Consider the following 13965-nt stretch of genomic DNA (forward strand, 5'->3'; position numbering starts at 1 on the left):
GGCACGCCATATTTTATTCTGCTGCTTTCAGGGGCGGACCCGGCGGATGCTCGTTTTTTTGAGCATCCTTGGTTGCAGGAGGTGTTTCGTCGTCCCAAACAACTTCGGTCGCTTGTGCCTGATGGACGGCTTTGCCAATTGCCATATCCTGCGCGATCTGGCTGGACTTGCCAGATGTCGCGCGGGCAAGCACCCGGCCCAACCATACCGTATAGGTCGTCACCCATACCCGTAGCGCCAGCAGCGAAGGCGTCACGATCAGCGTCAGAACCGTCGCGATTCCCAGCCCGAACACCACCGCAGTCGCCAGCTGTTTCCACCACAGCGCAGTCGGGCTGTTGATCGAATAACCGCCATTGATGAAGTCCAGCGACAGGCCAAACATCATTGGTGTCAGACCGGCCATCGTGGTGAGGGTGGTCAGCAGAACCGGGCGAATGCGTGCCTCGGCTGTGCGAACAATCGCCTCGATCCGGGGCATATAGCGGCTGTATTCCTGATAGGTGTCGATCAGAACGATGTTGTTGTTCACCACGATTCCCGCCAGCGCCACGATGCCCGTACCGGTCATGATGATCGAGAACGGCTGCTGCATGACGATCATCCCGATCAGAACCCCTGTGGTCGACAGCACGACCGCCAGCAGCACCAGCACCGAGTTGTAAAGCGAGTTGAACTGAGCCAGCAGGATCACGAACATCAGACCCAGCGCGCCCAGGAATGCGCTTTGCAGGAAGGCGCCGGATTCTTCCTGATCCTCCTGATCGCCGGTCCATTCCCAGCTGACCGCGCTCGAGAACGGTTCGGTGTTCAGCCATTCGGTCAGCAGAGCGATACGCTCGTTCGGGTTGACCAGAGCAAACCGCGCTTCGCTGTCTTCGATCGCGGCGCGCAGGTCATCGACACTGTCTGCTCCGGTTAATTGGAACAGCTCGTATACCGAGCCGTCCGGGCCGTTGATGGTTGTCCCGTTGGATTCGGCGCCTTCTTCGATTGCGCGGACAACGGCGAGACGTTGTTCGATTCCATCCGGACCATCAACTACCACCTTGGACAAGCCCGGCTCAACATCCGCCTTCACGTCGTAATACCGCTGCTGGTCGATCCGGTTGATCTCGGCCAGTTTGGCCACTGGTTGGCGAGTGACGAAGTTCGACAGCGGCACCAGCCCGTCGGGGGTACGTACCTTGAGCGAGTCCAGCGTAGACAGCACCCGGTCTTCCTCGGGTAGGCGGACGCGGATTTCGACCTCTTCATCGGTGCTGTCGGGGCGCATTTCGCCCAGCAGGATACCGCGGGTCACCAATTGCACCATGGCGCCGACGGTGGCGACGTCGGCTCCGAACCGACCCGCCTTGGCAACGTCCACGTCGATCTGCCAGTCGATGCCGGGCAGGGGCATGGTGTCTTCGATCTTGATCAGGCCCGGTGTTTCGTCGAACACAGCCCGCGCGGCTTCGGTGGCGGTGGTCAATTCTTCCCAACCGTCAGCCTTGATGCGCAAATGTACAGGCTTGGCCGAGGCCGGCCCCTGTTCCAGCGGCAGGATTTCCACGATGAAACCGGGCAGTTTGGCGAGTTCCATGTTCAGCTCGTCCAAAACGAAGTCACCATCATATTCCGGAGCGATGATTTCGCGGTCGAACAGCCCGAATAAGGCGGGCTCGGTTTGCTTGGGCCGGTCTTCCCACGGGGTGATTTCGAACTGTACGCGACCTACGGTATCGGCCGGGGCCTGCGCGCCGCCGTTGTTCTGATTCAGCCCCCCTTCACCGGCAAAGGCGAACACGTTGGTCACGGCCGGGTGCGCACTGATCACTTCTTCGGCGGCCAGTACCAATGCGTCTTTTTCCTGCAGCGACAGGTTGCCCCGCGCGCGGACATAGGCGGTGGCCTGTTCCGGTTCGGTTTCGACGAAGAACTCCACGCCACGGTTGTTGTTCATGAAATAGGTCATCACCCCCACGACGCTGAGGGCGATGACGGCAATCGAAACCACAGGCATGATCGGGTTACCGACCAGGAATTTGACCACGTAGCCGAATGGCGTGTGCTCGCGCGCGGTATGGACGCGTTCTTCGTGATGGCGTTCGATCTTGGCGGCGCTCAGGGTCACCGAACCGGCAAAGCCGCCTGCGATGAACAGCAGTGCACCCGACACCACGCCCCCGGGCAACAGGTAATCGGGGTTCAGCATTTGCATTGCGCCAAGGAAGATCATGTAGAGCGACGGCGGCACCAGCACTGCGCGCACCCACCAGGGGGCTACACCGCGCAGCCAGTTGGAGGTGCGGTCGAAGGTGCGGCTCATCCGTCCGGACACACCGCCGACGACCGGCAGGTAGATCAGCGCGACGATCAGTGACGAGGACAGCACAAAGATCAAAGTGATCGGCAGCATCTTCATGAATTCACCGGGCACACCGGGCCAGAACAGCATCGGAAGGAAGGCACACAGCGTCGTCGCAGTGGACGACACGATGGGCCAGAACATCCGCTGTGCCGCCTCGACATAGGCGTGCATAGGGCCGATGCCTTCGCTGATGCGCTTGTCGGCGTATTCCACGACCACGATGGCCCCGTCGACCAGCATACCGACAGCCAGGATCAGCCCGAACATCACCATGTTCGATATGCTCACACCCATGATGGCCAGAAACGCAAAGCTCAGCAGGAACGATGTCGGGATCGCAAAACCCACCAGCAGCGCGGCGCGCGTACCCAGAGAGGCCAGAACCACGATCATAACCAGCGCAATGGCGGTCAGAACCGAGCCCTCAAGCTGGCGCACCATCGAGTCGACGATACGGCTCTGGTCGTTCGAAGTGCCGACATCGACGGCTGCACGCAGTTCGGCGGGCCATTTCTCCTGTGCGGCGGCGAGGGCTTCTTGCACCTGCGCCACGGTGTCGATCAGGTTAAAGCCTTTGCGTTTGACCACCTGCAGGGCCACGGTGGATTCGCCGTCGAACCGGGCGGTGCCTTCGCGGTCTTCGAAGGTATAGTTGATCTGCGCCAACTCACCCATTGTCACGACGCGGTCACCATTCACCTTGACGGGCAGGCTGTAGACATCCTCGGCGGTTTTGAACGACGACGGGATTTTGACCGAGAATGTACCCTGCGCGGTATCGACCTCTCCTGCGGCGATCAGTTGGTTGTTGTTTTGCACGACACTGATCAGTTCATCCGCCGACACGTCATAAGCCTCGAGCCGCAGGGGGTCGATGATGACCTCTAGCAACTCATCGCGATTGCCTGCGATCCCGGCCTCAAGCACCGAATCCAGTGCTTCCAGATCGTCCTGCAAATCTTTTGCAATGCGCGCCATCGTGCGTTCGGGTACGGCACCGGTAAGGTTGACGATGACGATGGGGAACTCGGAAAAGTTGATTTCGAACAACGAATACTGCTCGGCCCCTTCCGGGAAATCAGCTTGCGCGCTGTTCATTGCGTCGCGCACATCCGCCATGATGGCGGTTTTGTCCCAACCAAAGTCGAACTCGAGCGCGATACCGGCGTATCCTTCTGCCGCGGTGGCGGTCATTTCCTTCAGACCGTCCAGATCCGCCAGCTCGGTTTCCATCGGCTTGATCAGCAGATTCTCCGAGTCCTCGGCGGAAATGCCGGGAAACTGGACCGAGACGAAAAGGGCCGGGATTTCGATATCCGGTTCACCTTCCTTGGGCAGGCTGACATAGGCAAACCCGCCGACAACCAGCGAGATCGCGATGAAGGCCAGGACCATGCGGGCCCTGTCAGCGGCCCATCCTACTAAACCTGTCATTGTGCAGCTTCCCGATAGGTGGGCTTGACGGTGACACCCTGCGTCACGAACTCCTGCCCGACAACGATGACATCTGCGGTTTCCGGCAGCCCGTCGACCCAGACGCCTTCGGCGGTGTCGCGCAGCAGGCGGATCGGCATGAAACCGACTACGTTTTCAGCGCCTACGGTGCGGACGCCAACCTGACCTTCGTTGTTCAGTGTCAGGGCAGATTGCGGCAGAAGATGCGCCTTTGCCCCTTCGGCCGAAATGCGGATATCGGCAGTTTGACCGTCGCGAATGTTGAGCTCTGAATTGGGGACAGTGATCTCAACCTCGAATGTGCGGGTGGTTTCATCCGCCGACCGGCTCAGGAACGTGACACGACCAGCGACCTGAAGACCGGTAACAAGCTGCGCCGAGGCTTCTGAGCCGACAAGGATCTTGTTCACGTCGACCTCGGGCACGAAACCGACCAGTTTGATCGGGTCTAACTGAATGACCGTGGCACAGAGCGAGCCGGGTTGCATCAGGCTGCCCAGTTCCGCTGTGTCGCTCTCCAGCAGCCCTTTGAACGGGGCTTCGATGGTCTGGCGGTCAATCTCGCGCTGGGCGGCCTTGACCTCGGCGATGGCGGCTTCGATGCCGGCTCGCGTGGCTTCCAGACCGGCCTCGGCAGTCTTTACACCGGCTTCGGCCGAACGCATCGCGGCCTCGCTGGAAATCCGGCGGGTTTCCGATCCGAACCCGGTTTCCGACAGTTTCTGGGCTGCCGTCAGATTGATCTGTGCCTCAGCGACTAAGGCATGGGCCTCTTCCAGGCGGGCCTCGGCCTCGGGGATTCGGCTTTCCGCCTCAAGTCGGGCAGCTTCAGCCTCGGCCAAGCTGGCGGGGCGGGTGCCGGGGTCCAGCTCGCACAGTAGGTCGCCCGCTTCGACGAAGGTTCCCTTGCGCTTGGGTTCCGAAATCACCGTCGAGGTCGTTTCGGCCAGAACTTCAACCTGACGGTTGGCCTTTGTTTGCCCGCGCAACAGCACGGCGCTGTCAATTTCCCGTGCTGCGGATCGCAGGACAACAACGCCAATGGCGTTCTGGTCTGACGTCACGTCGTCTGCTGATTCCGTGTTGGATGCCGTGTCTGCCTCAGAGTCGCCGCGACCGGCGAAGGCAAACAGCGCGTCCCGTTCGAAGACCAGAAAGAACAGCGCTGCAATAACCAAAATTGCATTCACGAATGAAATCAAACGCATACAAAGACTCTCCCAGAATTCGCCGCCGATTGTCCTACGGCGTGTATGCCTGAAAATGGGGTCAGGCGCGTACCATTTCTACACTAAACTGGATAGTTCGGATTATTTTTTTGCGCAAGGACGGCGTGTCGCGGTGAAAATGTGCGAATTCCGGCCCTTGGCTTGGCAAAGACGGCGGGGTATGACATGGCGCCATATGAACTGGTTACAGCCCGGGGAGCAGGATGAGCGACACCGACAGTTTTATTGATGAGGTGACCGAAGAGGTCCGCCGCGACCGCCTGTTCCTGCTGCTGCGCCGCTGGGGGTGGGTCGGCGTTCTGGCCGTGATCCTGATCGTGGGCGGTGCCGCCTTCAATGAGATCCGCAAGGCCCGGACCACCAGTCAGGCAGAAAAGCTCGGCGATGAGATTCTGGGCGCGTTGACGCAGAATGACTCGGCTGAACGTGCGGCCAGCTTGGCCAGCATCGATGCGGTCACACCCGGTGGCGACGCCGTCCTGAACTTGCTGTTGTCCTCGTCGCAGATCGAGGCTGGATCACGCGAAGAGGCTGTGAACAGCCTGAATGCCGTCGCGGTGCAGGGCGATCTGCCGGAAATCTACCGTGCCATTGCTGCTTTCAAGGCGCTGCTGCTGCAAAGCGACACCCTGCCGGTGGCCGACCGGCGCCAGCAGTTCGAAGCACTCGCTGCTCCGGGGGCACCATTACGGTTGCTGGCCGAGGAGCAGCTGGCTCTGATCGACATCTCCGAGGGCAACGCCGATGCGGCGATCGAGCGGCTGCAGGCGATGCGTCAGGACGCAGAGATCGGTGTTGACCTTCAGCAGCGTGCTGCACAGTTGATTGTCGCGCTTGGCGGCGAACCGGAACCGCTGGTGGCCCAACAGGGCTGATACAGCGGCAATAATGAATGACAGGCGAGTTCGGAGCATCATGGTGACAAGTCTTTTCTCCCGCATTGGATTGTCGGTTGCGGCATTATCGCTGACGGCGCTTGCTGCCTGTGAAGAGCCCGAGGTCATACTGCCCGGCCCGCGTGAGGATATCCGCCCGGCCTCGGATTCCGAAGCCACCGAAACACGAGGCTCGAAGCCGATCAGCCTTCCGGCGCAAAAGGCGAACGCGAACTGGTCGCAAAGCGCCGGAACGCCTGCCTATCGCACTACCAATGCTGCCTTGCGTGCCACGCCACAGCGCGTTTGGTCCACCTCGATTGGTGATGGAGATTCGCGGAAACGGCGCATCACCGCTGAGCCCGTCGTTGCTGGTGGTTTGATCTATACGCTGGATTCCGGCGCAACCGTATCCGCAGTGACACCGCAGGGGCAGGTGGCGTGGAGCAAGAACCTGATCCCGCCAACCGACGGGGATTCAGATGCGACGGGGGGCGGGCTGGCGTATGCCAATGGTGCGCTCTACGTGTCGTCGGGGTTTGGACGGCTGACGGCTCTGGATGCGAAATCCGGCGCGATCAAATGGCAGAAACGCCTGAATGCTACTGGCAGCGGTGCGCCTCTGGTCAATGAGGGCCTGCTGTATCTGGTTGCGGGCGACGAAACTGGCTGGGCCGTGAACACCAAGGATGGCCGCATCGCCTGGCAGATTCAGGGCACACCGAGCGTCGGCAATGTACTCGGTGCCCCGGCTCCGGTCATTGCGTCTGAGTTTGCGGTCTTTGCCTTTGGCTCGGGTGACGTGGCCGCGACCTTCCGCAAGGGCGGCATCCGTCGCTGGAACGCTTCGGTTGCGGGTGGACGCCGGGGACGTGCTGCGGCGCAGATCGTTGATGTGACTGGTGGACCCATGGTCGTTGGCGACAAGATCTATATCGGTAACCACTCGGGTCGGACCGTGGCGTTCGACACGGGCTCGGGCGAGCGGGTCTGGACTGCGGATGAAGGCGCGGTTGATACGGTCTGGCCAGCGGGCAACAGTCTGTTTCTGATCAGTGATCGCAGCCAGCTGGTTCGGCTGAACATCGCGGACGGTTCCATCGTCTGGGCGCAGGACCTGCCGGGTTTCGTCAAAGATAAGCGGGGACGGCGCGGCCCGATCGTCGCCCATTACGGCCCGATTCTGGCAGGTGGGCGGATAGTCATCGCCTCTAATGACGGGTTCCTAAGGTTCTACAACCCGGTCGACGGCACGCTGGTCAACAGAGTAGAGGTGCCAGGCGGTGCCACCACGGCCCCGGTTGTGGCTGGGCAGACGCTTTATGTCGTGTCGTCCAAAGGTGATCTACACGCTTTCCGTTGACCGAAAGATGCGTTAAAGGGCGCGTCTGAGTCTTGAAAGTTGAGTATCATGTCGCTGACCCTCGCCATCGTGGGGCGCCCGAATGTGGGCAAATCCACCCTGTTCAACCGCCTTGTGGGCAAACGACTGGCCTTGGTCGACGACCAGCCCGGGGTAACGCGTGACCTGCGCGAAGGCGAAGGGCGTCTGGGCGATCTGCGTTTTACTGTGATCGACACGGCGGGTCTTGAGGACGCGACCGACGACAGCCTGCAGGGCAGGATGCGCCGTCTGACCGAGCGCGCGGTGGACATGGCCGATGTCTGCCTGTTCATGATTGACGCCCGCGTGGGCCTGACGCCCACCGATGAGATGTTCGCCGAGATTCTGCGCAAACGATCCAAGCACGTGATCCTTGCCGCCAACAAGGCTGAGGGCAACGCGGCGGATGCCGGTGTGCTTGAGGCCTATAACCTTGGCCTTGGTGAACCCGTTCGCCTGTCGGGGGAACATGGCGAGGGGATGACCGACCTTTATGCGCAGTTGATGCCTCTGGCCGATGCAGCGGCGGAGAAGGCCGAGGATGACGCTCCGGAAACTGATATCCAACTGGATGAGGATGGAGAGGGTGAAACCCCTTTGATCACTGCGGCCAAGCCACTGCAGGTCGCGGTCGTGGGGCGTCCGAACGCCGGAAAATCGACCCTGATCAACAAGATCGTTGGCGAAGACCGTCTGCTGACCGGCCCCGAGGCCGGGATCACGCGCGACGCGATCAGCCTGCGGTTCGACTGGGCCGACCCGGATGGTGACAGCACCCCGATGCGGATTTTCGACACCGCCGGGATGCGCAAAAAGGCCAAGGTGCAGGAAAAGCTGGAAAAGCTTTCGGTGTCCGATGGCTTGCGCGCCGTGAAATTTGCCGAAGTTGTGGTGGTACTGCTGGACGCAGCCATTCCGTTCGAACAGCAAGACCTGCGCATCGCCGATCTGGCGGAACGCGAAGGCCGCGCCGTGGTCGTTGCAGTGAACAAGTGGGACATTGAAGAGGACAAGCAGGAAAAGCTGCGCGATCTGAAAGAGTCCTTCGAGCGCCTGTTGCCGCAACTGCGCGGCGCGCCGCTGGTCACCGTGTCGGCCAAGACCGGCCGCGGGCTGGAGCGACTGCGCGCTGCAATCCTGCGCGCTCATGACGTTTGGAATCGCCGTGTTCCCACTGCGGCGCTGAACCGTTGGCTGACGGCCATGCTCGAACAGCACCCGCCGCCAGCCCCTCAAGGCCGCCGGATCAAGCTGCGCTATATGACACAGGCCAAGACCCGTCCCCCCGGGTTCGTGGTCATGTGCTCGCACCCGGACAAGATGCCGGACAGCTATACGCGCTATCTGGTCAACGGCCTGCGCGAGGATTTCGACATGCCGGGAACGCCGATCCGCCTGACGTTGCGCGGGCAGGGTGACAAGAACCCCTATAAGGGGCGGCGAAAGAAAAACGCGGGCGCGTTGGCCAAACATCTCAAGGGTCGCGCGTAACTGCGCCAATTTTCAGCATTTTTGGTTGAAGGGCGTGACAGTCCCGTTGCCGCAGGCTAGCATTCGCCTGTGTGCATGTGTTTCTGTGCGCGTGACTTGAATTCGAGGAAGACGCAAATAGTTTCGATGTGAATTTAACTTGGCCAATCGTGGGGACAGGCTGAATGAACTTGCGGGAATATACACGACAATATGCGGTGCAGGATAACCGGCTGGCCGCCCTAAGCTATTTTGGAACATTCGCGGTTTATTTCTCGTCGCTGGCGCTGGCCATCGCGTATGTCGACCGCTGGTATGTCATGATCCCCGCTGGGGTTGTGTTCGCCTTTTCCGCTGTGCGCCTCTATGTGCTGCAGCACGACTGCGGTCACCATTCTCTGTTCGAAACTCGTGAACAGAACGAATGGGCCGGGCACGGGCTGTCTCCGTTCACCTTCGCGCCGTTCGAGGTAATGAAGCAGAACCACAACCTGCACCATGCGGGCATCGGCAATCTGGAACATCGCGAAACCGGTGAGATTCATACCATGACCCTGCGCGAATGGAACGAGGCGGATTGGAAAACCCGATTGTTCTATCGTCTTTATCGCAACCCGTTCGTTCTGGTCCCGGTCGGTGCACTGTTTACCTATTTCATCCGCTATCGCTGGCCCAAGAACACGGTGCGGTTCGGGGTCAAGGGCGTGGTGTTGCACAACCTGTCCATCGTGGTGTTTCTGGGCCTGCTTTACCTGATCGCAGGCACGACGGGCATTCTGGTCTGGCTGGTCTTCTCTCTGCTGGGTGGGATGCTGGGCGTGTTCCTCGTCTATCTGCAGCACAATTTCGAGGACACCTATTGGGACCGCCGTCCGGACCTCGATCCGCAACTGGCGGCGCTGCAGGGCTCGTCGGCATTGGATTTCGGCTGGTGGTTCGACAACGCCGTAGCGTGCATTACGTTACACGATATTCATCACTTCAACGCTCGCATTCCGTCTTACCGGTTGCGGGCGTGCCACTATAACCTGCCGCCCGAATACACGCCGCGCCGGATCAAATTCCCCGAGGCCGTGGCGGCGCTGAATTTGAAACTCTGGGACGAGGATGCCAAACGCCTCGTGCCATTTCCGAAAAAGGACACAACCGGTACGCTGGCGCACAGCAGTTGATACTTTGCGGCGGCTTTGATCGCCCATCGGCTTGCTGTTGTGTATATACGGTGTATATATAGTTGTTTACAGGGAGAAAGAAAGGACAAAAAATGACCGCAGTGACAGAAGTTAAGGGTGTGGGTGAGGCGATGGCACAGGCGCTGAGCGCCAATGGTTTTAAAACCGCCGAAGCCATAGCCAAAGCCAGCCCAGCTGACCTTACCAAAGTCCCCCGAATTGGGGCGGCGCGGGCTCCGCTTCTGATTGCTGCTGCGAAAGAAGCGATTGCGGCCAAACCAGCTGCAGCCAAAACTCCGGCCAGAAAACCTGCGGCGGCCAAACCAGCTGCAGCCAGGACTCCGGCCAGAAAGCCCGCAGCGGTCAAAACAGCTGCTGCCAAAACTGCAGACAGAAAACCCGCAGCAACAAAGCAAGCCGCTGCAAAAACTACCACTCGCCGCAGCCCGGCGCGCAAACCGGCCACGCGCCGCGCTGCGCCGCGCAAAACTGTAGCAGCTGCAGCCGCCGACAAACGCGCAGAAGAGGCCGCGCGCAAAGCTGCAGAAGACGCCGCGCGTAAGGCCGCCGAAGAAAAAGCCGCTGCCGAGGCCGCCGAAGCAAAAGCCCGCAAGAAGGCCAAGGCAAAAGCCAAAGCCGAAAAGGCCGCCAAAAAGCTGCAAGAGATGGAAGCCGTGTTCTCGAAGGCCAAGGACAAGGTGAAAGCCAAGTCGAAAAAGGACAAAAAGTCCAAGAAGGACGGCAAGAAAAAAGATCAGAAGAAAAAAGACGACAAGAAGAAAGAAAAAAACAAAAACAAAAAGAAGGATAAGAAAAAGGCGAAGAAGTAAGCCCTCTCCGCCCTTTGGATTATCGAACCGGCGCTGCTTTCGGCGCCGGTATTTCTAGGCCAGCGAGCCGTCCAGTTGCAGCGTCAGCTTGCCACCCAGATAGGGGGCCAGAACCTCGGGCAGGGTCACGGTGCCGTCGGCATTCTGGCCGTTTTCCAGCACGGCGATCAAGCAGCGCCCAACGGCTAGACCTGAGCCGTTCAGTGTATGGACATATTCCGGCTTGCCGCCGCCCTCGGGGCGGAATCGCGCATTCATGCGACGGGCCTGAAAGTCACCGCAGGTCGAGACCGAGCTGATCTCGCGATAGGTGTCCTGACCCGGCAGCCACGCCTCGATGTCATAGGTCCGGCGCGCGCCAAAGCCCATGTCACCGGTGCACAGGATCATTGTGCGATAGGGAACGCCCAACTTTTCCAGAATACCCTCGGCACAGCGCAGCATACGCTTTTGTTCCTCATCCGATTTATCCGGATGAGTGACCGAAACCATCTCGACCTTTTCGAACTGGTGTTGGCGCAGCATCCCGCGGGTGTCCTTGCCCGCAGATCCGGCTTCGGAGCGGAAGCACAGCGAATGCGCGGTGTAGCGGCGGGGCAGGTAGCTTTCCTCGATCATCGTATCGTTGACGATATTGGTCAGCGAAACTTCGGAGGTCGGGATCAACCACCAGCCTTCACGGGTCTGATAGCTGTCCTCGCCGAATTTTGGCAGTTGGCCGGTGCCCTGCATCATCTCGGACAGAACCAGAACCGGTCCATTAACCTCGGTCAGTTCGTTTTCGTTGATATGCGTGTCCAGCATGAATTGGGCCAGCGCCCGGTGAATCCGGGCGACGCCACCGGACAGCAGTACAAAGCGCGAGCCCGAGAGTTTGGCAGCGGTCTCAAAGTCCATACCGTTCTGCACGGCTTCGATCTCGAAATGCTCTTTTGGGGCAAAACCCAGCTCGCGCGGGGTGCCCCAGCGGTTGATCTCGACATTGTCGTTCTCATCCGCGCCTGCGGGCACGTCCTCGGCGGGCAGGTTGGCAATGCGGATCAGCTGGTCCGTCAGCAGAGCGTCCAGGTCCTTGGCCTCGGTTTGCATCCGGGCAATCTCGGCCTTTTTCTCGGCTACCAGAGCGCGCAGCCGTTCGAACTCGGCCTCATCGCCGCGGCCCTTGGCAGCTCCAACCTCTTTGCTGGCCTTGTTCTGTTCGGCCTGCGCCGTTTCAGCGGCAAGAATCTTGGCGCGGCGGCTTTCGTCCAGCCTGAGCAAATCTGACGACACCGGCGCGTCCCCACGGCGCGCAAGAGCGGCGTCGAAGGCGGCTGGGTTTTCGCGAATGGCGCGGATGTCGTGCATGGTTCAGATCCTTAAATGCGTGAATCACTGAAACCGCTTATGCACCATCTAAAAGGCAGGGTGTAGCACCGGTTACGACTTATCCGCACCCGCGAGCGATTCATGCGCCAGCTGCCCATCCCATTCCCCGGTTGGGATTTTTGGCTCGGGTGGATCGGCCATGTAAGAGGGCGTCATGATCTGCACCCCGTTCTCGTTGAACACGGCCACGATATTGCGATGCAGGTCCGATCGAATTTTCGGGATGATACTACCGCGAGTCGTGTAGCCGTTGATCTGGTAGTTGATCGCGTAATCTGCCAGAGCGGTCCACAAAACAAAGGGTTCAGGTTTTACCTTGATCCCTTTGGTGCGATGGGCGGCCTCTATTAGCATGGCCTCGACCTTTTCCGGGGGCTCTTCATAGCCGATGCCGACAGTGGTGTGCAGCAGCAACCCGTTGCCATCGGTCTTCTTTGAGAAGTTCACCACATCCGAGTTCATCAATTGTGCATTGGGGATTGAGATCAACTCGTTCTTGATTGATTTCAGATGCGTCTCCATCAGCTTGATTTGAACCACATCGCCGATATGATCCCCGATCTGGATACGGTCCCCAATAGAGGTCGAGCGGCGATAGATCACGAACAGCCCTGCCAGCATGTTCGACACGACTGAGTTTGCACCCAGCGAAAGCATTGCGCCGACAAGAATGGTCAAACCTTGAAACGCGGCCGAATCCGAGCCGGGGATGTAGGGGACGGCAAAAACCAACGCGATCAGGATGACAACGACGCGGGCGATATTGAAAGTAGGGCTGACCCAGTGTTTCTCGAAATCACCCAGATCGAACGAGCCTGCCTCGACCGCATCAAAGAACACGCGCATACCCCTGATGATATACGTTGTGACCCACGCGATCAGACCCAGCATGATCAGATTGGGGAAATAGCTGATGATTCCCCTGAAAATCAGCAGGACCGGCTCGGTCAGATAGGTCAGCAGCAATTGCGCGAAATAGCGAGTTTCTGCAAAAGCCAGAAGAACGAAGGACAGGTAGTAGTAAAAGCCCAAGAAGAAGATCACCAGCAGGACGAAGTTCAGCCCATACCGGACCAAAGCAGCAATCGCCTCGGCCTGAACGCTTTTGGCGGTGGCGGTTTCCACGTCTTTCAGGTGGCGTTTGACGAATTTTAGCGTGCGCCGTCTGATCCTGCGATGCAGCCACAGGATCGTTATGACAAAGACGGCAAATCCGACCGTCCAGGCCGCGGCCTCTATAGTGCCTGATACCCGCGCTTGTTCACTTCGGTTTGCGCGATAGGAGATGATGGCCGTTTCAATGGCGCGCCCATGCAGAAAACTGAGGACATCCAGTTCCATCTGTTCCAAATCAGCGTCGGCGGTGGTGACTATCGAAACCGAAACACCGTCGACAAGAATATGCGTGCCGAGATCCGTATCCTCATACGTCACAACGACGTCGGAGCTTTCTGAGGATTCGGCGACCTCTATGATGTTGTTCTGAACGGTTACCGCGCGTTCCGGAGCGGGAAGTGCGCTGGAGCCGCGAAGAAAGAACAGCGTGTCGCCGTCGACAATTACCGGCGCCTTGAAAACTTCGGTGTCGCTTATCTCGGTGTCCTGTGGTTCAGCCGGTGCGTTCTGCGCAGCGATTGGATTGGACAGAAGGACAATGACAACGGTCGAAAGCAACAGATGCATCAACAACTGGAAGGGTTTGATGTTTCTAGTCATTCGGCCTCCTTGCCTCTGACTAAATCCATGTCGGCGGGCGTTCCTAGGACATATCTGCAACGCTTTAGAACATCCTTGGCACCGGCTGCACAGAACCGATACGTTCCGGTACC

Annotated in this window: 9 protein-coding genes; 5 read left to right on the forward strand and 4 right to left on the reverse strand. The window is 59.4% G+C overall.

From position 1 onward, the window contains the following. Window positions 1-13 precede the first annotated feature (13 nt). Window positions 14-3787 (reverse strand): efflux RND transporter permease subunit, encoded by a 3774-nt coding sequence (locus tag ACR0IM_RS00275; protein ID WP_480680509.1) that lies wholly within the window; start codon window positions 3785-3787, stop codon window positions 14-16. Next, window positions 3784-5016, reverse strand: a complete 1233-nt coding sequence (locus ACR0IM_RS00280; RefSeq protein ID WP_480680510.1) for an efflux RND transporter periplasmic adaptor subunit — start codon at window positions 5014-5016, stop codon at window positions 3784-3786. The genes ACR0IM_RS00275 and ACR0IM_RS00280 overlap by 4 nt, the downstream gene beginning before the upstream one ends. 224 nt (window positions 5017-5240) lie before the next feature. Between ACR0IM_RS00280 and ACR0IM_RS00285 the strand changes: the two genes are divergently transcribed. From ACR0IM_RS00285 to ACR0IM_RS00305, 5 genes are all read left to right on the forward strand, one after another. After that, window positions 5241-5912: a hypothetical protein gene (locus ACR0IM_RS00285; protein ID WP_480593310.1), complete on the forward strand. Its 672-nt coding sequence runs from the start codon at window positions 5241-5243 to the stop codon at window positions 5910-5912. A gap of 40 nt (window positions 5913-5952) precedes the next feature. Beyond that, window positions 5953-7275 (forward strand): PQQ-like beta-propeller repeat protein, encoded by a 1323-nt coding sequence (locus ACR0IM_RS00290; RefSeq protein WP_480640071.1) that lies wholly within the window; start codon window positions 5953-5955, stop codon window positions 7273-7275. Window positions 7276-7323: 48 nt separating this feature from the next. Next, window positions 7324-8787: a ribosome biogenesis GTPase Der gene (der, locus tag ACR0IM_RS00295; protein ID WP_480593314.1), complete on the forward strand. Its 1464-nt coding sequence runs from the start codon at window positions 7324-7326 to the stop codon at window positions 8785-8787. A gap of 164 nt (window positions 8788-8951) precedes the next feature. Then, window positions 8952-9938: a fatty acid desaturase gene (locus tag ACR0IM_RS00300; protein ID WP_480593316.1), complete on the forward strand. Its 987-nt coding sequence runs from the start codon at window positions 8952-8954 to the stop codon at window positions 9936-9938. Between the two features lie 92 nt (window positions 9939-10030). Beyond that, on the forward strand, window positions 10031-10768 hold the full coding sequence (locus ACR0IM_RS00305; protein WP_480680511.1) for a helix-hairpin-helix domain-containing protein: 738 nt from the start codon (window positions 10031-10033) through the stop codon (window positions 10766-10768). A 54-nt stretch (window positions 10769-10822) separates the two neighbouring features. Here ACR0IM_RS00305 and serS read toward each other — a convergent pair whose 3' ends face one another. Then, window positions 10823-12115, reverse strand: a complete 1293-nt coding sequence (gene serS / locus ACR0IM_RS00310; RefSeq protein ID WP_480593321.1) for a serine--tRNA ligase — start codon at window positions 12113-12115, stop codon at window positions 10823-10825. A 72-nt stretch (window positions 12116-12187) separates the two neighbouring features. Continuing rightward, a complete protein-coding gene (locus ACR0IM_RS00315) occupies window positions 12188-13852 on the reverse strand; it encodes a mechanosensitive ion channel family protein (RefSeq protein ID WP_480680512.1) in 1665 nt (554 codons plus the stop codon). Between the last annotated feature and the right edge of the window lie 113 nt (window positions 13853-13965).

The organism is Ruegeria sp. BF6 (assembly GCF_056538665.1).

Excerpts from the sequence above, each read along its gene's own strand:
- ACR0IM_RS00300 (WP_480593316.1), top strand. The coding sequence starts at position 8,952 with ATGAACTTGCGGGAATATACACGACAATATGCGGTGCAGGATAACCGG.
- ACR0IM_RS00305 (WP_480680511.1), top strand. The coding sequence starts at position 10,031 with ATGACCGCAGTGACAGAAGTTAAGGGTGTGGGTGAGGCGATGGCACAG.
- ACR0IM_RS00285 (WP_480593310.1), top strand. The coding sequence starts at position 5,241 with ATGAGCGACACCGACAGTTTTATTGATGAGGTGACCGAAGAGGTCCGC.
- serS (WP_480593321.1), bottom strand. The coding sequence starts at position 12,115 with ATGCACGACATCCGCGCCATTCGCGAAAACCCAGCCGCCTTCGACGCC.
- ACR0IM_RS00290 (WP_480640071.1), top strand. The coding sequence starts at position 5,953 with ATGGTGACAAGTCTTTTCTCCCGCATTGGATTGTCGGTTGCGGCATTA.
- ACR0IM_RS00280 (WP_480680510.1), bottom strand. The coding sequence starts at position 5,016 with ATGCGTTTGATTTCATTCGTGAATGCAATTTTGGTTATTGCAGCGCTG.
- der (WP_480593314.1), top strand. The coding sequence starts at position 7,324 with ATGTCGCTGACCCTCGCCATCGTGGGGCGCCCGAATGTGGGCAAATCC.
- ACR0IM_RS00315 (WP_480680512.1), bottom strand. The coding sequence starts at position 13,852 with ATGACTAGAAACATCAAACCCTTCCAGTTGTTGATGCATCTGTTGCTT.
- ACR0IM_RS00275 (WP_480680509.1), bottom strand. The coding sequence starts at position 3,787 with ATGACAGGTTTAGTAGGATGGGCCGCTGACAGGGCCCGCATGGTCCTG.